The sequence below is a fragment of the Streptomyces sp. NPDC079141 genome, from assembly GCF_040686775.1.
Lineage (GTDB): Bacteria > Actinomycetota > Actinomycetes > Streptomycetales > Streptomycetaceae > Streptomyces.
On the sequence record NZ_JBFBLP010000017.1, the window covers coordinates 38,913 to 63,385 of the forward strand.

Here is a 24,473-nt window from a genome sequence, read left to right on the forward strand (position 1 = left end):
TTGCTTGTGATCTTCGCCGTTTACAGAAATTCTTCAGCGCACGTACCCCCGCGCCAGTTACAGAACGTTACCGAGAGCCAGGTTGCACGACCTGCTGTTGTGGATCGAGCACGGACCCCTCAGCCCAGCGGACAACACCTTCACCCCTCGTTGAACATGTCCGCACCCGCATAAGCGAGCACCATCAGGAACCGGGCGGGGAACCGTACGACCCCCGCACTACGTGCGATCACGACATGCCCGGACTCCAGCGGCTGGCGCAGGGCGTCGAGGGCGTGGCTGCTGAACTCCGGCGCCTCGTCCAGAAACAGAACACCCCGGTGGGACAGCGACACCGCGCCGGGCCGCGCGATGCCCGGCCCGCCGCCGACGAGCGCCTGCATCGTCGCCGAGTGATGCGGGGCGCAGTAGGGCGCGACGTCGATCAGGGGCTTGCCCGGTGGCAGCAGACCGGCCACCGAGTGCACGGCCGTGACCTCCAGCGACTCCGCCCGCTCCAGCGGGGGCACGATGGCGGGCAGCCGTTCGGCGAGCATCGTCTTCCCGGCACCGGGCGGGCCCTCCAGGAAGAGGTGGTGTCCGCCCGCGGCGGCGACCTCCACGGCGGTGCGGGCCGAGAGCTGGCCCACGACGTCGGCGAGGTCATGGCCGTGGTCGTGCTGTGTCGCTCCGGCGCTGTGCATCCCGGTGGCCGCGCCCGTGCCCGGTACTCGCAGACCGGCGAGCAGCGGATCGGGCCGGCCCGGCTCGTCGGGGTCCTCGTCGGGCACGGGCTCGTCCGCGAGGACGGCGATCAGCTGGCGCAGGCTGCGGACGCCCAGCACGGACACCCCGGGCACCAGGGAGGCCTCGGCGGCGGCGCACTCCGGTACGACGACCTGTTCGTAGCCGGCGTCGGCCGCGGCCAGTACCGCCGGCAGGATGCCGCGGACGGGCCGCACCCGGCCGTCCAGGCCCAGCTCCCCGATCATCACGATGTCGGCGAGCACGCGCGGGTCGATCCGTTCGGCGGCCCCGAGGACCGCGCAGGCCACGGCCAGGTCGAAGCCGCTGCCCGCCTTCGGCACCGACGCGGGGCTGAGCCCCACCGTCAGCTTCTTCTGCGGCCAGTCCGCCCCGGAGTTCACCACCGCCGCCCGCACCCGGTCCCGGCTCTCCGTCAGGCTCTTGTCCGGCAGCCCCACCAGCGTGAACGCCGCGACCCCTGGTTCCAGGTCGGCCTGGACCTCCACCACCACGCCCTCGACGCCCACGAGCGCCACCGAGCACGTACGTGCGAAACCCATGTCAGGCCACCCCCCGCACATGCTCGACGACGGGCGCCCCGCGCCGGGGCAGCAGAACGCCCACCAGGTCGATACGGACACCGCCGGGCGGTGCGCCTCCGTGGGCGTGGATCCAGCACTCGGCGAGCGAGCGCAGCCGCTCCGCCTTCTCGGGCGTCACCGAGGCCATCGGATGTTCGAAGCCGTCGCCCCGGCGGGTCTTCACCTCGCAGACGACGAGCATGTCGCCCTGCCGGGCGACGATGTCGATCTCACCCGTCCGGCCACAGCGCCAGTTGCGCTCCAGAACGGTCATCCCGGCCTCGGCCAGCCGCCGCGCGGCCAGCCCTTCGCCGTACTTGCCCAGTGCACTGCGTGCGTTCATGTCGGCACCACCTCCGGCACCGACGATCACGCATCCGCCCCCATGAAAAGGATCTTGGTGGGCTACTCACCAGTTGTGGAAAACTCCGTCACCCGCGACGCGGCATCCGCGTCACCCGCCCGGAAGCTCCAGGTCGCTCTTGTTCAGCTCCTCGATGTTCACGTCCTTGAACGTCAGTACGCGAACCTGCTTCACAAAGCGCGCCGGCCGGTACATGTCCCAGACCCAGGCATCCGCCATGGACACCTCGAAGAACACCTCGCCCTGGACCGAGTGCACCTGCATCTCGTAGTCGTTGGTCAGGTAGAAGCGGCGCTCGGTCTCGATCACGTATTTGAACAGACCGACGACATCGCGGTACTCCCGGTAGAGCTTCAGCTCCATCTCGGTCTCGTACTTTTCGAGGTCCTCGGCGCTCATGGCATGTTCCCCTTCAGCCGTGCGATCCCACCATTGTGCGCCAGTCCCGCGAGCCCCTAGACGATTTCGGTGTCAAGGGTCACGGGTCCGGCCGGGGGACCTTCGTCGAGCAGCCGGCGCAGCAGCTCGGCGAGTCTGGTCGGATACACCGTCTCATGTGCCCGGGTCAGTTCCTGACACGTCCACCAGCGCGCTCCGGCGACACTGCGCCGCTCCAGCTCGGTCAGGCCGAGGGCCTCGGTGACCGTCTGCGTCGTGCGCGCCAGGTAGTACCACTCGTCCTGGTCCCAGCGGCGCCCCGCGAACGGGAAGGAACACATCCGCCGCCAGAGCACCGGGCCGAGCTCGACCTCCGTGATGCCGGTCTCCTCCGCGAGTTCCCGCAGAGCGGCCTCCTCACGGGTCTCGTCACCCTCGACTCCCCCGCCCGGCGTGAACCACCAGTCGTCGCTCACATCGTCCGGCTCATGGCCGTGCAGCAGCAGAATCCGGTCCTCGGGGTCCAGCAGCACGACCCGGGCGACCTTCCGCAGTCCGCCCTCGTACGAGTCCGGCGCCACGGCGGGCGACACACCGTCGTACAGTCCGCCGCTGCCGGAGTCCTCAGCGGGCACCCGCGGGCTCCGTCCGGGTGCGGGAGCGGCCGCCCAGCCGCTTGGCGACCGGGCCGTAGGCGCCGCCGCCGAGCACGAGCACCGCGCCGAGGACGATCAGGGCGCCCATCGTGCGCAGCGGGCCCGGGGAGGACAGCGCGCCCAGTTCCTCGAAGCCCGTCGGGCGCTCCAGCATGCCGTCCATCGGCCAGACCACCGCGTCCACCCGGCCCGTCACCGCGTCCCGCGACACCGTGCCGCTCGCGGCGTCCGCCAGATGGGCCGTGGAGTCCAGCGAGCCGTGCCGCTCGTCACCGAGCAGGAACAGCCGCCCCTCGGGCACCTTCACCGTCGGGAAGTCGGTGATCTCGGCCAGGCTGTCCGCGGGCAGATACGGTTCGTCGATCTCCTTGCCGTCGACCGTCAGCTTGCCGTCCGTGCAACAGGCGACCGTGTCGCCGCCGATGGCCACGACCCGCTTGACCACTGGAGCGTTGGCCCAGTTCGCGTCCTTGAAGACGACGACGTCGCCACGGCGTATCTCGTCGCCGTCGACCCGCTCGGCCAGCACCCGCTCGCCCGCGTCGATCGTCGGAGTCATCGAGCTGGTGGGCACGGTGTACGGCCGGTAGACCACCGCCGCCCAGGCGAACCCGCCGAGGAACAGCACAAGGCCCAGCGCCACGGCCAGCCCGGACAGTCGCTGTCCGGTCCGGCTGCCCGCCGGGCCCCTGTCTGCGCCACCGCTGTGCGGGGCCGTACGCGTCGTGCTCTCGCCACCCATGGGGCGCACCCTACCCGGGGGTACGCCCTCCGGTCAGCCCTTGCTCTGGATCACTCGGCGCCCTGGCGGGACCGCTTGCGGCGCCACAGGGCGAGGGGTACGACACCGGCGAGGGCGAGGCCCTCCGGTGCCACGGCCAGGGCCTTCGCGCTGAGGTTCTGGTCGAAGGTGTCGGGAACCGGCAGGTTGTCCCAGCGGTTGATCGGCCAGGCGACCACGATGGCGCGCCCGACGACCTCGTCCACCGGCACCATGCCGTTGTGGCCGTCCGCGCGGTTGTAGCGCGAGTCCCGGGAGTTCTGCCGGTGGTCGCCCATGACCCAGATGTGGCCCTCGGGGACCTTGACCTTGAACTGGCCGCCGTCGGTGTCGTTGGTGCAGGGCGTGTTGCCGGGGTAGACGTACGACGCCTCGTTCAGGGCCTTGCCGTTGACCTTCACCGGGCCGGTGCCCTTGCACTCGACCGTGTCGCCGCCGACGCCGATGACCCGCTTGATGAGGTCCTTCTCCTCGGCCGACGGCATCAGGCCGATCCAGCTGAGGAACGTCTGCAGCGCGTTCGGGTCCGGCGCCGGCTCGCCCTGGAGCCAGTTGCCCGGATCGTGGAAGACGACCACCTCGCCGCGCTCGGGCTCGGAGCCGAACCACGGGGTGAGCTTGTCGACCAGGACCCGGTCACCCCGCTGGAGGGTGTTCTGCATCGAGTCGGACGGGATCGAGAACGCCTGCACCAGGAAGGTCTTGATCAGCAGCGCCAGCACCAGCGCGATACCGATCAGGATGGGCAGCTCCTTCCAGAAGGAGCGCGGCTTCTTCGGCTTCGGGGCCGGCTCGCCCTTGCCCTCCTCGGTCCGCGGGGGCTCGTCCGACGGCGGGCCCTCACCGCCCGCCGTGACCTCGTTGTCCGATGTCACGGCGCCGTCCGCGGCCGGGTCGGCCGCTTCCACGGGGCGTCCGCGGTCCTCGCCGTCGTGTCCGGACCGTGCGCCAACCGCCACATCCCCCACGCCAACTCCTTACTCTGCGCCGCTGCCTGCCCCATGCGCGGCGCAGGCCCACCACTCCCATAACGAGCGGGAGTTCCGCAGGGGTCGGGAGTCGGATCGGTCCGTTCGATTCGTCGGGAGCAACCCTATGCGACAGCTGGGGAGCCGCGGCCGACCCGGTGGCCGAGTCGGACACGGAAGCGTAGGTTTTCGGCTCGTCCAAAGTGCCCCAGTGGCCGAAGGGCCAGGCGATGACCATGGCCCGCCCGACCACCTCGTCCTCGGAGACCGTGCCGCCGTACTGGTTCTGGTGCGAGCGGGAGTCCGCGGAGTTGGCCCGGTGGTCACCCATCACCCACAGCCGCCCCTGCGGGACGGTGATGTCGAACTCCGTCTGGGAGGGGGCGTTGCCGGGATACAGGTAGTCCCCCTCTTCGAGGGGGACGCCGTTGACGGTCACCCGTCCCTGCGCGTCACAGCACTTGACCCGGTCGCCGCCCACGCCGACGACCCGTTTGATGAGGTCCTTCTCGTCGTCGGACGGCAGCAGACCTATGAAGGTGAGCCCTTCCTTGATCTGCTTGACGACGACGGGGTCCTCCTTCTTCGTGGTCGTCTGCTCGCCCTTCAGCCAGCCGCCGGGGTCCTTGAAGACGACGACGTCCCCGCGCTGCGGCTTGGAGCCGAACCACGGGGTGAGCTTGTCGACCAGGACCCGGTCGCCGATCTGGATCGTCTGCTCCATGGAGCCGGACGGGATCACGAAGGCCTGGACGAGGAAGGTCTTCAGCACGAGGGCGATGAGGACGGCCACGCCGACGAGGAGCGGTATCTCCTTGATCGCGCTGCGCCTGCGCCGGCGCTTGACCTTGCGCTGGAGCTTGCGCCGCTCCGCGCGTGTACGGCCGGCGCCCGAACCGGAGGCACGCCGGGAGCCGGTGGGCAGCAGCTCCTCGGCGGCGCTGCTGGCGGCCCCGCGCGGTTTGCCGCGGTTACCCATGGGCACCGTCCGCGGCGGGTACGCGCGCGTAGGCGTCGGGGCGTTCCAGCCGGGTCCAGTGGTCGGAGGGCCAGACGATCCAGTCGGCGCGGCCGACGACGTCGTCGACCGGAATCATGCCGCCGCCCGGGGAGCCCAGGTGGTCGCGGGAGTCGCTGGAGGCGCTGCGGTGGTCGCCGAGGACGAACAGGGTGCCGTCGGGCACCACGACGTCGAAGGACACGCTGGACGGGCGGTCACCGGGGTACAGGAAGGTCGACTCGTCGACCGACCGGCCGTTCACCTGGATCCTCCCCTCCTTGTCGCAGCAGACCACGTGGTCTCCCCCCACACCCACAACGCGCTTGATGTAGTCGGCGTCCCCGAAGTACCCGGTTCCGTCGAACACCACGACGTCGCCGCGCTGCGGCTGGGCACCGAAACGGTACGCCAACTTATTTACGAGAACGCGGTCCCCGATCCTCAATCCCCGCTCCATGGATCCGCTGGGGATCTGGAACGGCTGGACCACAAAGGTGCTGAGCAGCAGCAGGAACAGCAGGCAGATCAGCAGGGTCAGAGTGATCCGCCCGCCCGGCAGGTACTCGGTGATCCGCGACACCAACGCGAAACGCGACCGTTCCTCCGCAGCCCCTGGTTCGGGGCGGGAGGAGCGGTCGCGTTTCGTCGGCTGTGCTTCGGTGTCCATCGGAGCCAGATGCTATCCGGCCCCGCTGTGACGTCCGGAAAGCGCTCAGCTGTCGCGCTTCTCCTTGATCTTCGCGGCCTTGCCGCGCAGGTCACGGAGGTAGTACAGCTTGGCGCGACGCACGTCACCACGGGTGACGAGCTCGATCTTCTCCACGATCGGGGTGTGCACCGGGAAGGTGCGCTCGACGCCGACGGAGAAGGAGACCTTGCGGACCGTGAAGGTCTCGCGGACACCGGCGCCCTGGCGGCGGATCACAACGCCCTTGAACTGCTGCACACGGGAGCGGTTGCCCTCGATGACGCGGACGTGGACGTTGACGGTGTCACCCGGGCGGAAGGCCGGGACGTCGCTGCGCAGCGACGCGGCGTCGACGGAGTCGAGCAGGTGAGACATTTCGTCTGCTTTCTTCGCCCATGCCACAGGTCATAGGCGGGAGCTAGTTTTTCAAGAGGATGCTGTTCGCGTCGGGACGGGCGTCGTGTCCCCCTGTGGCAGGGGCGCACGCCGGACGGCGCACAACAGCGACCTATTCTTCCACGGCCTCCGGCCGCTGCCAAAATCGACCGTGCTGCTCACCCTCCGGATCCGGCGCCCAGCCGAGGATGGAGAGCATCTCGCGGTCCTTCTTGTCGAAGGCCTTGGGGTCGCAGCGCTCGATCAGGTCGGGCCGGTTGGCCGTCGTACGCCTGAGGGCCTCGTCGCGCCGCCAGCGGGCGATCCTGCCGTGGTGACCGCTGAGCAGCACGTCCGGGATACCGCGGCCGCGCCACTCGGGCGGCTTGGTGTAGACGGGCCCCTCCAGGAGGTTGGCCATGGCGCCGGGCGCGAAGGAGTCGTCGCGGTGGGACTCGGCGTTGCCGAGGACACCGGGCAGCAGCCGCGCCACGGCCTCCGTGACGACGAGTACGGCGGCCTCACCGCCGGCGAGGACGTAGTCGCCGATGGACACCTCGTAGACCGGCAGCCGGGTCGCGTACTCGTCGATGACCCGCCGGTCGATGCCCTCGTAGCGGGCCGGCGTGAAGATCAGCCAGGGGCGTTCGGAGAGCTCGACGGCGAGTTCCTGGGTGAAGGGCCGGCCACTGGGCGTCGGGACGACGATCGCGGGCCCGTGGGAGCCCGTCTCGTAGCCGTCCGCCAGGACGGAGTCCAGCGCCTCGCCCCAGGGGTCGGTCTTCATGACCATGCCGGGGCCGCCGCCGTAGGGCGTGTCGTCGACCGTGTTGTGGCGGTCGTAGGTCCAGGTGCGCAGGTCGTGCACCTGGACGTTCAGCTGCCCGCGCGCGCGTGCCTTGCCGACCAGGGAGACGTTCAGGGGTTCCAGGTACTCGGGGAAGATCGTGACGACGTCGAGGCGCATTACGACTCTTCCCGCGTGGAGTCGATCTCGGCCCGGTCGTCGATCAGCCCCGGCGGGGGGTCGATGACGGCCTTCTGCTCCTGGAGGTCGATCTCGGTGACGATCTCCTCCACGAACGGGATCATCACCTCGCTGCCGTCGGCCCGCTCGACGATGAACAGGTCCTGCGAGGGCAGGTGCGAGATCTCGGTGATCCGGCCGACCTCGACGCCGTCCTTGGTCACCACGTCCAGGTCCATGAGCTGATGGTCGTAGTACTCGTCCTCGTCCTCCGGCAGCTCCTCCGGATCGACCTCGGCGATCAGGATGGTGTTGCGCAGGGCCTCGGCGGCGGTGCGGTCGCGCACGCCCTCGAAGCGCAGCAGCAGCCGCCCGCTGTGTACCCGGCCGGTCTCGATGGTGAGCGGGCCGACGGCTGCGGGATCGGTGGCCAGTACGGCGCCGGGGGCGAGCCTGAGTTCCGGCTCGTCGGTACGTACCTCCACGGTGACCTCGCCCTTGATCCCGTGGGCGCGGCCGATCCGTGCGACTACGAGCTGCACTTTCGAAGATCTCCTGTCGTAACGACTACGGGCCGGGGACGGCCCAGTGGCCCTCCCCGGCCCGAGCCGGTGCTGCGTTTGGCGTCAGCGGACGTGGTCGACGTCGACGAGGTCGACGCGGACACCGCGGCCGCCGATGGCGCCCACGACGGTACGCAGGGCGCGCGCGGTGCGGCCGTTGCGACCGATCACCTTGCCGAGGTCGTCGGGGTGGACCCGGACCTCAAGCACTTGCCCGCGGCGCAGGTTGCGCGAGGCGACCTGCACATCGTCAGGGTTGTCGACGATGCCCTTCACGAGGTGCTCAAGCGCCTCTTCGAGCATGCTGCTCAGGCCTCGGTCGACTCGGACTCGGCGGCCGCCTCGTCCTTCTTCTCGGCCTTCTTCTTCTGGGTGATGGCCTCACCCTTGCCCTCGTCGTCGCCGCTCAGGGCCTCGAACGAGGGGCGCGCGGCCTTCTCGACCGGCTGGAGCAGCGGCGCCGGGGCGGGCTCGCCCTTGAACTTCTGCCAGTCGCCGGTCTTCTTGAGGATGGCGAGCACGGGCTCGGTCGGCTGGGCGCCGACGGAGAGCCAGTACGCCACGCGCTCGGCGTCGACCTCCATGCGCGAGGGGTTCTGCACCGGGTGGTACAGACCGATCTCCTCGATCGCACGACCGTCACGACGGGTGCGGGAGTCGGCGACGACGATGCGGTAGTGAGGCGAACGGATCTTGCCCAGACGCTTCAGCTTGATCTTGACTGCCACGGGAGTGGGTTCTCCTGGTTTTGACGTGGTTGGGCACGGCGAGATTGCCGCGTGGGGTTGCGGTACCCGAGTGCCCGATGGACGCGTCAGCCGGAGGAGAGAGGGGTCCTGTGCGGCTGTCGAGTACAGCTAGCCATTGTGCCACACCCTGCGGGTCTCGTCGGACCGAGGGTCGGGCGAGCGGGCAGGGCTGAGGCGCACCCGGCGTGGAGGTGACCGTACGTCGGGTGCGCGGCCCGCTGCTGCGACTGCCACGAGCAGCCGCAGCCTCAGCTCGCCGCCGCTCCCACCACCTCGGGGATCCGGAACGGCTTTCCGCACCCGCCGCACACGATCGGCGCCTGGGCCAGGACGGACGGGACGACGCGGACGTTGCGACCGCAGTCGCACACGGCCTTGACGCGGACGCCGCCGCCGGAGGAGCCGTGGCGGGCGGCCGGGCCGCGGAAGGTGCGGGCCGTGTCCGCGGAGGTGGCCGCGGTGTGGGCCTTCAGGGCCCGCTGGAGGCGTTCGATGGTCGGTCGGTAGCGGCGCTTGGCCTCGGGGTTGAGCGTGACCAGGGAGAAACCGCTGCTCGGGTGCGGCTCCTCGGGATGGTCCAGGCCCAGCTCCTCGGCGATGGCCAGGAATCTGCGGTTGTGGTAGCGGCCGGCACGGGAGGTGTCGCGCACTCCGCGGGCGGCGGCGATGCCGTGCACCGCCTCGTGGAGCAGGCGCTCGAAGGAGAGCTCGTGTCCGCACGCGGACGACGACTCCCCGATCAGGGACTCAGGCGCGGCAAGATCCGGCAGCTCGGGGTGGTGCCGCTGAATATCGGCCCACGCCTGCGCCAGCTCTGCGGCGAGAACAGGTGGTGTCTGTGTCGTGCTCACGTAATGACAACGAGCCGGAGTGCCCGTGTGTTCCGATTCCGGGCCATCCCAAATAATTTGCACGTACCCGTCAGTTGCCGCTGATGCGTCCCGACGAGGGCGGGTGCGCCGATCTGCGGAGAAGCCTCGCAGCTCATACCAAGCCGGTGCGTAGTCTGACGTACGCACCGGCGCGTACGCCGTATCCGCACGCCGGGGTGACAGTGTCCGGCAGGGGCGCAAGAGGCCTTTCGGTCGCTCTCACGCCCCACCCCTTGTACTCAGTAAGCGCGCGCGACGATCGCGACGTTACCGGGGGCGTCCTCGTCCTCCGGCACCGACCCGTCCTCGGCGACCAGACACCGTACGGTCACCGAGTGCTCGGCCAGCTTGGCCTCGCCCTCCGCGCCGAGATCGGCCCAGGGGATGCGCGCCCAGCCGGTGGCGGCCGCCTCGACCGCCTCCTCGATCGTCGACACCTCGCTCGTACGGGACTCGCGGCGCTCTCGGGCCTGCTCCAGCAGCAGCGCCTGGTCCTCCTCCAGGACGCCGGGGAGCAACTGGACGAGGGAGTCGACGGCCACCGGCTCCTTGCCGCCCGGGATGCGCCGGGCCAGCATCGCGGTGCCGTTCTCCAGGTCGCGGGGCCCGATCTCGATCCGGACCGGCACACCCTTGAGCTCCCAGTCGACCGCGCGGCGCCCGAAGGGAGTGTCCGTGCGCTCGTCGACCTGGACGCGGACGCCCGCCGCCTTCAGTCGATCACCGATCTCGCGGACCTTGGCCAGAACCGCCTCGTCACCCTTGATCGCGAGAACGACGACCTGGGTCTGCGCCAGGCGCGGCGGGACCCGCAGGCCGTTGTCGTCGCCGTGCATCATCACCAGGGCGCCGATCATGCGGGTGGTCGAGCCCCAGGAGGTCTGCCACACCAGCTCCTGCGTGCCGTCCTTCGACAGGTACTGGGTGTTGAAGGCCCTGGCGAAGTTCTGGCCCAGCTCATGGCTGGTGGCCATCTGCAGCGCCTTGCCGTCGCCCATCATGCCTTCGAGCGTGAGGGTGTTGACGGCCCCCGCGAACCGCTCCTTGACCGTCTTGCGGCCGGGGACCACGTCCATGGCGAGGACGTTCACCATGAAGTCCTCGTAGACCTTGCGGTGGATGTGCGCCGCGAAGTCACGGGCGTCCTCGTACGTGGCGTGCGCGGTGTGGCCCTCCTGCCACAGGAACTCCGTCGTGCGCAGGAACAGCCGGGGCCTGAGCTCCCAACGCACCACGTTCGCCCACTGGTTGATCAGCAGGGGCAGGTCCCGGTAGCTCTGCACCCACTTCGAGAAGTAGTCGTTGATGATCATCTCGGAGGTGGGCCGCACGACCGCCGGCTCCTCCAGCTCCTTGCCGCCGCCGTGCGTGACCACCGCCAGCTCGGGGGCGAACCCCTCGACGTGGTCGGCCTCGCGCGTGAGGTACGACTGCGGGATCAGCAGCGGGAAGTACGCGTTCTGGGTGCCCGTCTCCTTGATGCGGGCGTCCATCTCGGCCTGCATCCGCTCCCACAGCCCGTACCCGTACGGTCGGATCACCATGGTGCCGCGCACCGGGCCGTTGTCGGCCAGCTCGGCCTTGTTGATCAGATCCTGGTACCAGCGCGGGAAGTCTTCTGCCCGCGGCGTGAGAACGGGTGCTTTCGCCATGGCGCGATCGTACGGGCCGACGTTGCCGGGATGTGAATTCTCGTCACACGCACGGGCAAGCCACAAGCCGCGCCCGACAACCCCTGGACGCCGGGTCGAGCGCGGAGTTTCCTGGCATACGGGGGAAGAACGAGCGCACGTCACGGGGGCTACGGAATCGGGTACAGCGGCAACTCTCGGCGGATTGGGGCGCTTTCGATGACACCTACGCTCGTGCGGCAACACCTGTCTCATACGGGACCGACACCCCGTGTGGACCTGTGGGCACGCGCGCGTGACTGGTCCGAGATCCAGGAGCGGATGCTGGTACCGCTCTACGAAGCCGTCTACGAGCGGCTGGAAGTGGGCCCCGGCACACGCCTGTTGGGCCTCGGCTGCGGATCGGGGCTCGCCCTGCTGATGGCGGCGGCGCGCGGGGCCGCGGTCACCGGTGTCGAACCCCGCTCCCGCGAACGACTGGAACTCGCCCGGCAGCGACTGCTGCCCGAGGCGTGGGGTACACGCGCGCGTGCCGACACCCGGCTGGTCTACGGCTCACCCATGGACGCGGCCGACGCGGAGACGCCCGCGTACAGCCTGGTGACCGCTTTCGAGCCCATCGGGTGCCTCGCGGGCGACTCGGAGGGACTCGGCGGGCTGCTCGTAGGGGCGAAGCCGCTCGCCGAGCGCGGGGCGCCCGTGGTGCTGGCCGGCTGGGGTCCGCCGGAACGATGCACCACGTCGTCCGTACTGCGCGTGGCCACGAAACTGGCCGATCCACTGCGCAGCACGGGCAGTTGGCGCCCCGCCCTTCGCGACGACCTGGAGGAGGTCGCCGGACGGGCCGGCCTCAGGCCCGACGGCTCCGGCCGGGTGGCCTGCCCCTTCGGGTACGCCGACATGGACAACGCCGTACGCGGACTGCTGTCGACCGGCCTCTTCGACGCGGCAATCTCCGCGACGGACCGGGCGCAGGTGGACAAGGAACTGACGGAGGCGCTCCACCCGTACCAGCGGCGGGACGGGACGGTGTGGATGCCGAACGTGTTCCGGTATCTGATCGCCCGCGTGCCCTAGAAGCGGGTCCCGGCGCGCCGGGCCGGCCTAGCCGTCCGTCTCCTTCGTCAGGCGGGTGATCCCGGCGACCCGGTACGCGTCCGCCTCCTCCAGGGTCTCGCTCTCCAGCAACGCCTCTGCCAGCGCGTCCAGTTGGCCGCGGTGGTCGCGCAGCTTGCGGCAGGCCTCCTCGTAGCAGTCGTCGACGATCCGCCGCATCTCGCCCTCGATCACATCCAGCGTCTGCGGGGCCGCCGCGAGCCCGTAGGCCTGCTGGGCGTCGTTCGGCAGCGCCGACAGCCTGCCCACCCGCTCACTCATGCCCCAGCGCGCGACCATGCCGCGGGCGATGTTGGTGACCTGCTCCAGGTCGCTCTCCGCGCCCGTGGTGATCACGCCGTAGACGACCTGCTCGGCCGCCATCCCGCCAAGGGCGCCGATGATCCGGCCGCGCAGGTACTCCTCGGTGTACGCGTACTTGTCCGACTCCGGCGTCGACAGGGTCACCCCCAGGGCCCGGCCGCGCGGCACGATGGTGATCTTGCGGACCGGGTCGGCGCCCGGCTGGAGCATGCCCAGCAGGGCGTGCCCGCTCTCGTGGTACGCCGTTCTGCGCCGCTCCTCCTCGGGCATCACCAGCGGCCGTTCGGCGCCCAGCTGCACCTTCTCCAGCGCCTCCGACAGATCGCCCTGGGTCACCCGTTCCTGCTTGCGCTTGACCGCGAGCAGGGCGGCCTCGTTGGCGAGGTTGGCCAGTTCCGCACCGGTCATGCCCGGTGTCGTACGCGCCACCTGGCCGAGATCGACGTCCTCGGAGAGCGGGATCTCACGGGTGTGGATCTCCAGGATCGCCTTCCGGCCGCCGCGGTCCGGGGGCGAGACATTGACCACCCGGTCGAAGCGGCCCGGCCGGGTCAGCGCCGGGTCGAGGACGTCCGCACGGTTGGTGGCCGCGACCACGACCACACCCTCCGAGCCCGAGAAGCCGTCCATCTCCGTCAGGATCTGGTTCAGCGTCTGCTCGCGCTCGTCGTGCCCGCCCATCCCGGCACCGGCGCCCCGGGCCCGCCCGATGGTGTCGATCTCGTCGATGAAGATGATCGACGGCGCCACCTTGCGCGCCTCGGCGAACAGTTCACGCACGCGCGAGGCACCGACACCCACGATCATCTCGATGAACTCCGAGGCGGACGCCGAGAAGAACGGCACCCCCGCCTCCCCCGCCACCGCCCGCGCCAGCAGCGTCTTCCCGGTGCCGGGCGGGCCCGCCAGCAGCACGCCCCGGGGCATCTTGGCGCCCATCCTGCGATAGGCGTCGGGGTTCTTCAGGAAGTCAACGACGTCATTGAGCTCACCCGCGACCTCGTCGATACCGGCCACGTCCGCGAACGTCGTGCGCTTCTGCCCCGGCTCCAGCTCCACCGGCTTGGGCGGCGCCTTGCGGCCGAGCATCCCGCCCGCGCCGCCCATGCCCGCGCTCATCCGCCGCGCGATGAAGATCCACAGCACGATCAGCAGCAGCATCGGCGCCAGCGAGATCAGCAGGTTCGACAGGAAACTGCGCTGCTGCACGACCGGTTCCGCGGTGACGGTGACGTCGTTCTTGGTCAGGTCCTCCCAGAGCTGGTCGTCCGCGAAGGTCGGCCGCTCCGTCTTGAACTTGGTGTACTTCCCGTCGCCCCCGGGGTTGTCCTGCTCCTTCTTCAGCTGGCCCTGGATCGCGTCGCCCTTGGCGTAGATCTTGCTGACGTTGCCGTCGTCGACCTGCTTGCTGAACTCCGTGTACGAGATCGTCGGCTCGTTGCCGTCGTCGATGAAGGACAGCACGACATTGGCGATCACAAACACGATCAGCGCGGTGGCGATCAGCCCCCACCAACCGCCCCGCGGCCTGCGCCCGCCCTTCGACGGCTTCGGCGGCTCCTCCGGGGTCCCCTCGGTACGCCAGGGCTGGTCCGGCGACTTACGCGGCGGCGCAGGGTTGGTCATATCGGGACGTTACGACACGAAAGCCACGCAAGCATGTGCGCATACGACGCCGGGGGCGCCCCCTGTGACAAGGGGCGCCCCCGGCGACGTGGAGCGGGGCCCGATCAGCCCATGAACTTCTTGAACTCGTCCGGCAGCTCGAAGTCCTGCGGAGCCTGCTGGCCCGGCACACCGAAGGCGCCGCCCTGGGCCGCGGCCGCGCGCCGGGCGGCCTCCTCCTGCTCCTGCTGCTTGCGCTTCATCGGGTTGCCGGAGCGCTGCTTGCCCTTGGCCTTCTTCGGCTGCTTCTTGCTGCGGCCGGGACCGCCGCCCATGCCCGGCATCCCCGGCATACCGGGCATGCCGCCGCCCTGAGCCATGCGGGACATCATCTTGCGAGCCTCGAAGAACCGCTCGACCAGGTTCTTGACCGCGCTGACCTCGACACCGGAGCCCTTGGCGATACGGGCGCGGCGCGAGCCGTTGATGATCGTCGGTTCCTGGCGCTCGGCCGGGGTCATCGACTTGATGATCGCGGCCGTGCGGTCGACGTCCCGCTCGTCGAGGTTGTTGATCTGGTCCTTGATCTGGCCCATGCCGGGAAGCATGCCGAGCAGCTTGGAGATGCTGCCCATCTTCCTGACCTGCTCCATCTGGGCCAGGAAGTCGTCCAGGGTGAAGTCCTGGCCCTTCTTGGACGCCAGCTTGGAGGCCATCTTCTCGGCCTCTTCCTGGCTGAACGTCTTCTCCGCCTGCTCGATCAGGGTGAGCAGGTCACCCATGTCGAGGATGCGGGAGGCCATCCGGTCAGGGTGGAACGCGTCGAAGTCGTCGAGCTTCTCGCCGTTCGACGCGAACATGATCGGCTTGCCGGTGATCTGCCGGATCGACAGGGCCGCACCACCACGGGCGTCACCGTCGAGCTTGGAGAGCACCACGCCGTCGAAGCCGACGCCGTCGCGGAAGGCCTCGGCGGTGTTGACCGCGTCCTGACCGATCATCGCGTCGACGACGAAGAGGATCTCGTCGGGGCTGACCGCGTCCCGGATGTCCGCGGCCTGCTGCATCATCTCCTGGTCGATGCCCAGGCGGCCGGCGGTGTCGACGATCACGATGTCGTGGACCCGGGACTTCGCGAAGTCGATGGAGTCCTTGGCGACCTTGACCGGGTCACCGACGCCGTTGCCCGGCTCCGGCGCGTACACCGCGACACCGGCGCGCTCGGCGACGACGCTGAGCTGGTTCACGGCGTTCGGGCGCTGGAGGTCGGCGGCGACCAGCAGCGGCGAGTGGCCCTGCTCCTTCAGCCAGTGGGCGAGCTTGCCCGCGAGGGTGGTCTTACCGGCACCCTGCAGACCGGCCAGCATGATCACGGTCGGCGGCTGCTTGGCGAAGCGGAGACGACGGGTCTCGCCGCCGAGGATCGTGACGAGCTCCTCGTTCACGATCTTCAGGACCTGCTGGGCCGGGTTCAGCGCCCGCGAGACCTCGGCACCGAGCGAACGCTCCTTGACGCTCTTGATGAACGTCCGGACGACCGGCAGGGCGACGTCGGCTTCGAGGAGCGCGATGCGGATCTCGCGCGCGGTGGCGTCGATGTCCGCCTCGGAGAGCCGTCCCTTGCCGCGCAGGTTCTTGAAAGTCGCTGAGAGGCGATCGGAGAGAGTATCGAACACGGCGCTCGCGGTCCTCGGGGTCGGTGGGTGCTGGGAATCGCCCTCCAGGGTATCCCGGCGGCACAAGTAGCCGGGATCCCCCGGTCACCCCCGCAACGTCTCCTCCAGCTTCCGCGCCACGGAAGCCGCCTCGCCGCCCGGCAGAGGGGCCCCCTCCGGCCCGGTCACGTAAAAGGCGTCCACGGCATTCGCACCCAGCGTGCTCACATGCGCGCTCCGCACCCGCACGCTCGCGTCCTCCAGAGCCCGGCCGATCCGGAACAGCAGGCCCGGGGCGTCCTGGGCGCGTACCTCGATGACCGTGGCCAGGCGGGAGGCGGTCGGGTGGACGGACACGCGCGCGGGGGGCGCGACAACGCCCCGCCGCCGCGGATAGGCCGCGTCGCGCTCCGCCAGCCTCCCCGCGATGTCCAGGGAGCCGTCCAGCGCCCGGACGAGGTCCGCGCGCAAGCGGGCGGCCTGGGGCAGGGAGCCGTACTCCGCGGCGACCCGCCAGTTCAGCAGCAGGACGGAGCCCTCGACGCCGTCCGGGAGGTCCAGGGCGCGCAGTTCCGCCGTGCGGACGGTCAGCCGGTGCATCGCCAGTACCCCGGACACCGCGGGCAGCACGCCCGGCTGGTCGGGTACGGCGATCAGCAGCTCCACGCCGAGCGGCTCGGGGTCGCCCGAGACGGAGGGCTGATCGTCCGTGGGGGTCGGCGGCTCGGTCTGCGCGCGCAGCGACAGCACCGGGCTGCCGGTCGCGACCGCCTCGATGGCGAGCCGCTCCTGCTCGGCGGTGGGCGCGGCGGCCTCGGGCTCCTCGGGGACATCCCCAGCGAGCACGGCCGAGACGCGTTTGACCAGGTCGGCGACGAGGGAGCCGCGCCAGGACGACCAGGCGGCGGGCCCGGTGGCCAGCGCGTCCGCCTCGGTCAGGGCGTGCAGGAGCTCCAGGGTGGACTGGGTGCCGACCGCCTCCGCGACCGAGCGCACCGTGGCCGGGTCCTCCAGGTCGCGCCGGGTGGCGGTGTCGACGAGCAGCAGATGGTGCCGGACGAGAGCGGCGAGTACGGCGACGTCCTCGCGGTCGAAGCCGATGCGGGCGGCGACGTCCTTGGCGATGATCTCGCCGGCCACCGAGTGGTCGCCGGGCCAGCCCTTGCCGATGTCGTGCAGCAGCGCGGCGACCAGGAGGAGGTCGGGGCGGTGGACGCGCCGGGTGAACTCGGAGGCCCGGACGGCCGTCTCGATCAGGTGCCGGTCGACGGTCCAGATGTGGACGGCGTTGCGCTGCGGCCGGCAGCGCACCCGCTCCCAGTCGGGCAGCAGCCGGGTGATCAGGCCCTCGGCCTCCAGTGCCTCCCAGACCTCCACGGTCGGGTGGCCGGAGCCGAGCAGGGTGACCAGCTGCTCACGGGCCTCGGCGGGCCAGGGCGTGGGCAGGGGGCGCGTGGTGGCCGCCAGGCGCCGTACGGCGTGCAGGGAGAGCGGGAGTCCGGCCTGCGCCGCGGCTGCCGCGGCACGCAGGGGGAGCACGGGGTCGCGTTCGGGGCGCGCGGCGCGGGCGAGCACCACCTCGCCGTCCTGCTCCACGACCCCCTCGGCCAGCGGGGAGCGCTCGGCGGTGGGCTTGGCGCCGCCCAGCATGGCGCGCAGCCGGGGCCGCACGGCGCGCGACCGCAGCACGCGCCCCACTTCACGCCACGTGACATCGCTGGCGTACGAGATGACCCGCGCCGCCTCGTACACCTGCCGCAGCAGCGTGTCGGCGTCGAGCAGGCCGAGTTCGGCGGCGACCTGGTCCTGCTCCTGGAGCGCGAGCCGGTCGGTCGCGCGCCCCGTCGCCAGGTGCAGCGCGTCGCGTACGTCGAGCAGCCGGCGCCGGGCGTCGTCGAGGCCCTCGCGCGGGGCGTCGGCCAGCCAGGAGGCGGCGACGGCGCGCAGGATGGTGGCGTCGCGGAGGCCACCGCGGGCCTCCTTGAGGTCGGGTTCCAGGAGGTACTGGAGCTCGCCCTGGCGCTCGGCGCGCTCCAGGGACAGTTCCTGGAGTTCGGGCAGGCGCTTGGGCGCCTGGTTGCGCCAGTCGGCGAGGACGGCCGTGCGCAGTCCGGCGGTCAGACCGAGGTCGCCCGCGATGTGGCGGGCATCCAGGAGACCGAGTTGGACTTTCAAATCCTCCGCGGCGGTCTTGCGGGCCTCCGCGGGCGTGCGCACGGAGTGGTCGAGGGCGAGGCCGAGATCCCATACGGGGTACCAGATCCGGTCGGCCAGCGCGGCGACGGCGCCGGTGTCACCGCCGTCGTGCAGGAGCAGCAGGTCGAGATCGCTGCGCGGGGACAGCTCGCCGCGGCCGTAGCCGCCGACGGCGACCAGGGAGACCCCGCGCGCGCCCTCGGCCCCGGCGGCGAACAGGCCGGTGAGCCAGTCGTCGGTCAGTTCCGCGAGGGCTGCACGGCGCGGCGGCCCGGACCGCGCCCCCTCGGTGAGGAGGCGCAGCCGGGCCGCCGCATAGCCGCTGGGTCCCGAGTCAACTGCTTCTTTCCGCACGTCCGTACTCGTCACCCAGCGACTCCTGTCCTTCTTTTCTGTTAGAGCGCGTCCGGGCCGCGCTCGCCGGTGCGGACCCGTACGGCCGTCTCGACCGGGAGGGACCAGACCTTGCCGTCACCGATCTTGCCGGTGCGGGCGGCCTTGACGATGACGTCGATCAGCTGCTCGGCGTCGTCGTCCTCGGCCAGGACCTCGATGCGGATCTTCGGGACCAGGTCGACGGTGTACTCGGCACCGCGGTAGACCTCGGTGTGGCCCCGCTGACGACCGTAGCCGCTGGCCTCGGTGACCGTCAGACCGTGGACGCCGAAGGCCTGGAGGGCTTCCTTGATCTCGTCGAGCCGGTGGGGCTTGACGACTGCGGTGATGAGCTTCATGCGTCCACCTTCTTGCTCGCGGCGTCAGCGGCCGGGGCCGGGACGGCGGTCGTGCGGGCGGCACCACCGCCGGCCCCGCTGAAGTCGTATGCGGTCTCGGCGTGCTCGGCCTGGTCGATGCCGGCCACCTCGTCGTCCTCGGGGACCCGCATGCCGATGGTCTTGTCGAGGAGGAAGGCGAGGATCGCGGAGGCGACCAGCGAGTAGCCGAGGACCGCGAAGACGCCGGCGCACTGCTTCCAGAACTGGTCCAGGCCGCCGCCGTAGAAGAGGCCTTCGACGTCGGACTGGCCCTTGCCGGTGGCGAAGAAGCCGATGAGCAGGGAGCCGACGACACCGCCGACCAGGTGGACGCCGACGACGTCGAGCGAGTCGTCGTAGCCGAGCTTGTACTTCAGGCCGACGGCCATGGCGCAGAGCAGACCGGCGATGGCACCGACGGCGATCGCGCCGAGCGGGGAGACCGCACCACCGGACGGGGTGATGGCGACCAGACCGGCGACCGCGCCGGAGGCGGCGCCCAGCGTGGTGAACGCGCCGTGGCGGATCTTCTCGTAGAGCAGCCAGGCCAGCATGGCGGCGGCGGTGGCGACCTGCGTGTTGACGAACATCAGCGCGCCGACGCCGTCGTCGTTGCCGAGCCACGAACCGGCGTTGAAGCCGAACCAGCCGAACCACAGCAGACCGGCGCCGAGCATGACCAGCGGCAGGCTGTGCGGGCGCATCGGGTCCTTCTTGAAGCCGACGCGCTTGCCGATGACCAGGATGACGCCGAGCGCCGCGGCACCGGCGTTGATGTGGACGGCGGTACCACCGGCGAAGTCGATCACACCGAGCTCGAAGGCCCAGCCGCCGGCGCCCCAGACCCAGTGCGCGACCGGGAAGTAGACGACCGTGGCCCACAGGGCGACGAACAGCGCCCAGGCGGAGAACTTCACACGGTCGGCCAGGGCACCGCTTATCAGGGCGGGCGTGATGATCGCGAACATCAGCTGGAAGACCATGAAGACGAAGATCGGGATCGTGTAACCGTCCCAGAGTTCCGTCAGGCCGATGTCACTGAGGCCCACCCAGTCGGAGTTCCATCCGATGATGCTGCCGGAATCCGTGCCGAACGCCATGGAGAAGCCGTACAGCACCCACAGGATGGTGACGATCCCCAGGCTGATGAAGCTCATCATCAGCATGTTCAGGGTGCTCTTGACGCGGACCATGCCTCCGTAGAAGAAGGCCAGTCCCGGGGTCATGAGCATCACCAGGGCGGAGCAGATGAGCATAAAGCCTGTGTTGGCGGCAGAGAGCTCCGTCTCTGCGGCAAGCGTGATGGCTGGTGCCATCGGCGTCTCCTCGTCGTTGGTACGGCCCCGTGCGGGCGAAGCCTGAGCGGATTGAGGGGTGGGCCGGTTATGCGCCATGAGATTGGCGCAGCGCGGTTTCGGTGGAAGCCCCTCGTTGTTTCGCCGCCGTGACGAAGGCGCCATGGGTGTTACGCATCGGTGAACTGCCTGATGTGCGGCACTCGGATCGTTATCGTGGCGCAACCTTCATTGAAGGAACAGAACCGGCCGCGGGCGGCCTTCCGAATGACTGGCATGGGGGAGCCGAGTCGGGCAGTTCGGGAGGGCCGGCCGCGGCCGGGGCTCAAGGGTTCAAAGCGGTGTGTCAGACCGCCTCTGCGGTCTCGGGCAGCTCCACGGCGAGCCGGTCGGTGAGGTCCACGACCTCGTGCCGATCACCGAAATCGCGTACGGCCGTGTCGACCGTCTTTCGGATACGAGTGTTGACGCGCTCGGAGCGGACCTTCTTGGCGATCTTCATGGCCTCGGTGACATAGCCGGCGCTGCGCTCGGGCTCGCGCTGGAGCAGGTGCACGGTGGCCATGCCGACCAGGTTCAGCGCATACGACCGCTGGTGCTCGACGTCCTTGGCGAAGAGGTCCACGGCCCGCTCCATGAGGGGCTCGGCGAGGGAGGCGTACGTCGGGCTGCGGCCGGCCACATAGGCGAGGTCCCGAAAGGAGTGGGAGTTCTCGCCGTGGAGTTCGGCCTCGGAGAAGAAGCGGATCCAGTCGGGGTCCGGCTCGTCCCACTCCTCGGCCTCGGCGAAGGTGTCCTCGGCCATCCGCACGGCCCGCTTGCACTTGCCGGGCTGGCCCATGTTGGCGTACGCGCGGGCCTCCATCGCATACAGCATCGACTGGGTGCGCGGGCTCGCGCAGTCCCGGCTGCCGTACTGGGCGAGGTGGACCAGTTCCAGGGCGTCCTCGGGCCGGCCCAGGTGGATCATCTGGCGGCTCATGCTGGACAGGACGTAACTGCCGAGCGGCCGGTCGCCGGCCTCCTTGGCGGCGTGCAGGGCGAGGACGAAGTACTTCTGCGCGGTCGGCTGGAGCCCGACGTCGTACGACATCCAGCCGGCCAGTTCGGCGAGCTCGGCGGCGACCTTGAACAGCTTCTTGGTGGTGGCCTCGACCTGGGGTTCCTGAAGGAGGTCCGTCACCTCGTGCAGCTGGCCGACCACCGCCTTGCGGCGCAGGCCGCCGCCGCACTGGGCGTCCCACTGGCGGAACATCACGGTGGTCGACTCAAGGAGTTCCAGCTCGGGCTTGGAGAGCCGGCCGCCGCGGCGTCCGACGGGCTCGGGCTCGGTGTGCGGGGCCGGCGGGACGGGGACCAGCCAGCGCTGCATGGGCTCGATGAGGGACGGGCCCGCGGACAGGCACAGCGAGGTCCCGAGGAAGCCGCGCCGCGCCAGCATCAGGTCGCTGCGCGAGAACTCGCTGAGCAGAGCGACGGTCTGCGGGCCGGTCCAGGGCAGGTCGACGCCGGACACCGACGGTGACTGGCGTACGGCGCGCAGGCCCAGGTCCTCGACGGAGACGACACAGCCGAACCGCTCGGAGAACAGCTCGGACAGGATGCGCGGGATCGGTTCGCGGGGATTCTCGCCGTCCAGCCAGCGGCGCACCCGCGAGGTGTCCGTGGAGATGTGATTGGCGCCCAACTGGCGGGCCCGGCGGTTCACTTGGCGGGCGAGTTCGCCCTTCGACCAGCCGCTGCGCACAAACCAGGAGGTGAGCAGCTCGTTCGGGCGCTTGTCAGCGTTCGTAGCGTTCGTGCCGCTTCCGCCGTTGCCGCTCACTGGAACGCCCCCATCCCTTGGACCACTTGTCACCGAGTGCGCCAACCCCTATCAGAATGCCGGTAAATACGGCTGCCCGTCCGGTACTTCTCACCCTTCGAACGGAAAGCCGAGTTGCCTCCGGCATACCCACAAGTGCATGTGCCCCCAGGACTCGTGCACTCAAAGTAATCCTACGATCACCCCTCCAGCCATGGCGATCCCGGAAACGCCACCATTCGCCACCCCTTCGAATGAACTCACGGTCGCCTCCACACGATTCACTTGACATAGGACGACCGGAAGTGGGCGGAGCGGTGCACTTCGGGGCGCACGCCGCCGAGCGCACCACCCCGGGCGCTTCCGAGCGCCACCCGGACCGTGTGGGACCGGGGCCGAGAACGCACAGGGTGAACACACAGGGTCACGATCCGCATCCGCGTCGTAACCACCGGCGCGTCGGACCCGTTGGAGGGGGCATGGGTTTCACGATCGCCGGCATCCGCGAGATCCGTTCCGGCACGCGCCGACGCGGTCGCTCGTCGGAGTGCACCGCCGTCGCCGAGTTCACCGGCCTGTGGGGCTGGGACGTCGTGCCGGGCGCGCGGGCGGCGGCCGGTGTCTGCTCCTGCGGCCGCCCGGACTGCCCCGAGCCGGGCGCCCACCCCCTGGACTTCGCGCCCCACGTCCCGGCCGGGGCGACGCTCGACGAGGTGACCAAGACCTGGGCGGAGTTCCCCGGCGCCTCGGTGATGCTGCCGGTCGGGCGGGCGTTCGACGTGATCGAGGTGGCGGAGCCGGCCGGGCGCCGCGCACTGGCCCGGCTGGAGCGGATGGGCCTCCCCCTGGGGCCGGTGACCGCCACCCCCGACGGCCGCGCCCACTTCTTCGTCGCCCCCGGCGCCGCCGCCGAGCTGCCCGAGCTGCTCTACCGCATGGGCTGGGACGACCCGACCTCCCTCGACCTGCGCGGCCTGGGCCCGGGTACGTACATCACGGCCCCGCCCTCCGACCGCGGCGGCCAGGGCCCGGTCCGCTGGCTGCGCTCCCCCGCCCTGGACTCGGCGACGAAGCCGCCGGCGGCGCGGTTGCTGCTGGGGACGCTGGCGTACGTCGCCCATCGGTCGCGCGCATAGCGAAGCGCCCGTCCCCAACTGCACCTTGGGGGCGGGCGCTTCTCGCAATCGGCGTGGGAGTCACTCTCCGGCAAGCCGCGGAGTCACTCTCCGATAAGCGCATCCACAAAGGCTTCCGGCTCGAACGGCGCCAGATCGTCCGCGCCCTCGCCCAGACCGACCAGCTTGACCGGCACACCCAGCTCGCGCTGCACGGCGACCACGATGCCACCCTTCGCCGTGCCGTCGAGCTTGGTGAGCACGATGCCGGTGATGTCGACGACCTCGGCGAACACCCGGGCCTGCACGAGACCGTTCTGCCCGGTGGTCGCGTCCAGCACGAGCAGCACTTCGTCCAGCGGCGCGTGCTTCTCCACGACGCGCTTGACCTTGCCGAGCTCGTCCATCAGACCGGTCTTGGTGTGCAGACGGCCCGCGGTGTCGATGAGGACGACGTCGGAGCCCAGCTCCTTGCCCTCCTTCACCGCGTCGAAGGCGACGGAGGCGGGGTCGCCGGCCTCCGGCCCGCGCACGGTGTGCGCGCCGACGCGCTCGCCCCAGGTCTGGAGCTGGTCGGCGGCGGCGGCACGGAAGGTGTCGGCGGCGCCGAGCACGACGGTGTTGCCGTCGGCGACGAGGACCCGGGCCAGCTTGCCGGTGGTGGTGGTCTTGCCGGTGCCGTTGACGCCGACGACCATCACGATGCCGGGCTTGCGGTCCTCGGGCTCGGTACGGACCGTGCGGTCCATGTCGGTGCCGATGAGCTTGAGCAGCTCCTCCCGCAGCAGGCCGCGCAGCTCGGCGGGCGTACGGGTGCCGAGCACCTTCACGCGCTCGCGCAGGCCCTCGACCAGCTCCTGGGTGGGCTGCACGCCGACGTCGGCGGTGAGCAGGATGTCCTCGATCTCCTCCCAGGTGTCCTCGTCGAGGTGCTCGCGCGAGAGCAGCGTGAGCAGGCCCTTGCCGAGGGCGTTCTGGGAGCGGGAGAGGCGGGCGCGCAGCCGGACGAGGCGGCCGGCGGTGGGCTCCGGGACCTCGATCTCGGTCGGCGGGAGCTCTTCGACGACGGGCGGTTCCTCGACGGCGACCGGGGCCGAGCCGTCGGGAAGGTCCACCTCCTCTATCGTCCGGCGCGGTTCGTCGCGCGGCGTCTCGGCCTCGTCGCCGACGTGCGGCTCGGCCGGAGGGGCGGTGATGTCGGGCGTTGCGGGGGGCGGCGGGGGCAGCTGCTTCTTGCGCCGGCTGCCGACGACGAGCCCGCCGAGCGCACCGAGCACGACCACGGCGATGACTACAGCAAGGATGACGATTTCCATAACAAGGCCAGTAT

23 protein-coding genes and 1 pseudogene are annotated in these 24,473 nt (G+C 70.4%); 2 read left to right on the plus strand and 22 right to left on the minus strand.

Annotation, left to right across the window (positions count from 1 at the left end; genetic code table 11):
• Nucleotides 1–173 precede the first annotated feature (173 nt).
• From AB0Q90_RS33750 to proS, 15 genes and pseudogenes are all read right to left on the minus strand, one after another.
• Nucleotides 174–1,286, minus strand: a pseudogene (locus tag AB0Q90_RS33750) (ATP-binding protein); the annotation flags it as partial.
• Nucleotide 1,287: 1 nt separating this feature from the next.
• Nucleotides 1,288–1,650: a YraN family protein gene (locus tag AB0Q90_RS33755; protein WP_363162343.1), complete on the minus strand. Its 363-nt coding sequence runs from the start codon at nt 1,648–1,650 to the stop codon at nt 1,288–1,290.
• Between the two features lie 111 nt (nt 1,651–1,761).
• Nucleotides 1,762–2,070: a DUF2469 domain-containing protein gene (locus AB0Q90_RS33760; RefSeq protein ID WP_003965949.1), complete on the minus strand. Its 309-nt coding sequence runs from the start codon at nt 2,068–2,070 to the stop codon at nt 1,762–1,764.
• Between the two features lie 56 nt (nt 2,071–2,126).
• The gene (locus AB0Q90_RS33765) at nt 2,127–2,642 is read right to left on the minus strand and encodes an NUDIX hydrolase (protein ID WP_363162485.1); all 516 of its coding nucleotides are present in this window, start codon (nt 2,640–2,642) and stop codon (nt 2,127–2,129) included.
• Between the two features lie 31 nt (nt 2,643–2,673).
• On the minus strand, nt 2,674–3,447 hold the full coding sequence (lepB, locus tag AB0Q90_RS33770) for a signal peptidase I (RefSeq protein ID WP_363162344.1): 774 nt from the start codon (nt 3,445–3,447) through the stop codon (nt 2,674–2,676).
• Nucleotides 3,448–3,497: 50 nt separating this feature from the next.
• On the minus strand, nt 3,498–4,445 hold the full coding sequence (lepB, locus tag AB0Q90_RS33775; RefSeq protein WP_363162345.1) for a signal peptidase I: 948 nt from the start codon (nt 4,443–4,445) through the stop codon (nt 3,498–3,500).
• Complete coding sequence (lepB, locus tag AB0Q90_RS33780) at nt 4,327–5,433, minus strand: signal peptidase I (protein ID WP_363162346.1); 1,107 nt, start codon at nt 5,431–5,433, stop codon at nt 4,327–4,329. The genes lepB (AB0Q90_RS33775) and lepB (AB0Q90_RS33780) overlap by 119 nt, the downstream gene beginning before the upstream one ends.
• Nucleotides 5,426–6,121, minus strand: a complete 696-nt coding sequence (gene lepB, locus AB0Q90_RS33785; protein WP_363162347.1) for a signal peptidase I — start codon at nt 6,119–6,121, stop codon at nt 5,426–5,428. Before lepB (AB0Q90_RS33785) ends, lepB (AB0Q90_RS33780) begins: the two co-directional genes overlap by 8 nt.
• 45 nt (nt 6,122–6,166) lie before the next feature.
• Complete coding sequence (rplS, locus tag AB0Q90_RS33790; protein ID WP_363162348.1) at nt 6,167–6,517, minus strand: 50S ribosomal protein L19; 351 nt, start codon at nt 6,515–6,517, stop codon at nt 6,167–6,169.
• Nucleotides 6,518–6,650: 133 nt separating this feature from the next.
• On the minus strand, nt 6,651–7,484 hold the full coding sequence (gene trmD, locus AB0Q90_RS33795) for a tRNA (guanosine(37)-N1)-methyltransferase TrmD (protein ID WP_363162349.1): 834 nt from the start codon (nt 7,482–7,484) through the stop codon (nt 6,651–6,653).
• Nucleotides 7,484–8,026: a ribosome maturation factor RimM gene (gene rimM / locus AB0Q90_RS33800; RefSeq protein WP_363162350.1), complete on the minus strand. Its 543-nt coding sequence runs from the start codon at nt 8,024–8,026 to the stop codon at nt 7,484–7,486. The genes trmD and rimM overlap by 1 nt, the downstream gene beginning before the upstream one ends.
• A gap of 84 nt (nt 8,027–8,110) precedes the next feature.
• On the minus strand, nt 8,111–8,350 hold the full coding sequence (locus AB0Q90_RS33805; RefSeq protein WP_115744409.1) for an RNA-binding protein: 240 nt from the start codon (nt 8,348–8,350) through the stop codon (nt 8,111–8,113).
• Nucleotides 8,351–8,355: 5 nt separating this feature from the next.
• The gene (rpsP, locus tag AB0Q90_RS33810) at nt 8,356–8,775 is read right to left on the minus strand and encodes a 30S ribosomal protein S16 (protein ID WP_363162351.1); all 420 of its coding nucleotides are present in this window, start codon (nt 8,773–8,775) and stop codon (nt 8,356–8,358) included.
• 269 nt (nt 8,776–9,044) lie between these two features.
• A complete protein-coding gene (locus tag AB0Q90_RS33815) occupies nt 9,045–9,647 on the minus strand; it encodes a hypothetical protein (RefSeq protein WP_363162352.1) in 603 nt (200 codons plus the stop codon).
• Between the two features lie 260 nt (nt 9,648–9,907).
• A complete protein-coding gene (gene proS / locus AB0Q90_RS33820) occupies nt 9,908–11,320 on the minus strand; it encodes a proline--tRNA ligase (protein ID WP_363162353.1) in 1,413 nt (470 codons plus the stop codon).
• Between the two features lie 198 nt (nt 11,321–11,518).
• Between proS and AB0Q90_RS33825 the strand changes: the two genes are divergently transcribed.
• The gene (locus AB0Q90_RS33825) at nt 11,519–12,376 is read left to right on the plus strand and encodes an SAM-dependent methyltransferase (RefSeq protein WP_363162354.1); all 858 of its coding nucleotides are present in this window, start codon (nt 11,519–11,521) and stop codon (nt 12,374–12,376) included.
• A 27-nt stretch (nt 12,377–12,403) separates the two neighbouring features.
• Here the strand turns inward: AB0Q90_RS33825 and ftsH are convergent, their stop codons facing one another.
• The 6 genes from ftsH to AB0Q90_RS33855 form a co-directional block, all read right to left on the minus strand.
• The gene (gene ftsH / locus AB0Q90_RS33830; protein WP_363162355.1) at nt 12,404–14,344 is read right to left on the minus strand and encodes an ATP-dependent zinc metalloprotease FtsH; all 1,941 of its coding nucleotides are present in this window, start codon (nt 14,342–14,344) and stop codon (nt 12,404–12,406) included.
• Nucleotides 14,345–14,448: 104 nt separating this feature from the next.
• Entirely contained in the window at nt 14,449–15,999 is a 1,551-nt protein-coding gene (gene ffh / locus AB0Q90_RS33835; RefSeq protein ID WP_363162356.1) for a signal recognition particle protein, read from the minus strand.
• Nucleotides 16,000–16,083: 84 nt separating this feature from the next.
• The gene (locus AB0Q90_RS33840) at nt 16,084–18,543 is read right to left on the minus strand and encodes a [protein-PII] uridylyltransferase (RefSeq protein ID WP_363162357.1); all 2,460 of its coding nucleotides are present in this window, start codon (nt 18,541–18,543) and stop codon (nt 16,084–16,086) included.
• Nucleotides 18,544–18,569: 26 nt separating this feature from the next.
• Nucleotides 18,570–18,908: a P-II family nitrogen regulator gene (locus AB0Q90_RS33845; RefSeq protein ID WP_003997576.1), complete on the minus strand. Its 339-nt coding sequence runs from the start codon at nt 18,906–18,908 to the stop codon at nt 18,570–18,572.
• The gene (locus tag AB0Q90_RS33850; RefSeq protein WP_363162358.1) at nt 18,905–20,245 is read right to left on the minus strand and encodes an ammonium transporter; all 1,341 of its coding nucleotides are present in this window, start codon (nt 20,243–20,245) and stop codon (nt 18,905–18,907) included. Before AB0Q90_RS33850 ends, AB0Q90_RS33845 begins: the two co-directional genes overlap by 4 nt.
• A gap of 325 nt (nt 20,246–20,570) precedes the next feature.
• Entirely contained in the window at nt 20,571–22,049 is a 1,479-nt protein-coding gene (locus AB0Q90_RS33855) for a hypothetical protein (protein ID WP_363162359.1), read from the minus strand.
• Between the two features lie 458 nt (nt 22,050–22,507).
• Here AB0Q90_RS33855 and AB0Q90_RS33860 point away from each other — a divergent pair, with 458 nt between their 5' ends.
• On the plus strand, nt 22,508–23,164 hold the full coding sequence (locus AB0Q90_RS33860; protein WP_363162360.1) for a bifunctional DNA primase/polymerase: 657 nt from the start codon (nt 22,508–22,510) through the stop codon (nt 23,162–23,164).
• Nucleotides 23,165–23,247: 83 nt separating this feature from the next.
• On the opposite strand, the gene ftsY is transcribed toward AB0Q90_RS33860, so the two are convergent.
• On the minus strand, nt 23,248–24,459 hold the full coding sequence (ftsY, locus tag AB0Q90_RS33865; RefSeq protein WP_363162361.1) for a signal recognition particle-docking protein FtsY: 1,212 nt from the start codon (nt 24,457–24,459) through the stop codon (nt 23,248–23,250).
• Nucleotides 24,460–24,473: the final 14 nt, after the last annotated feature.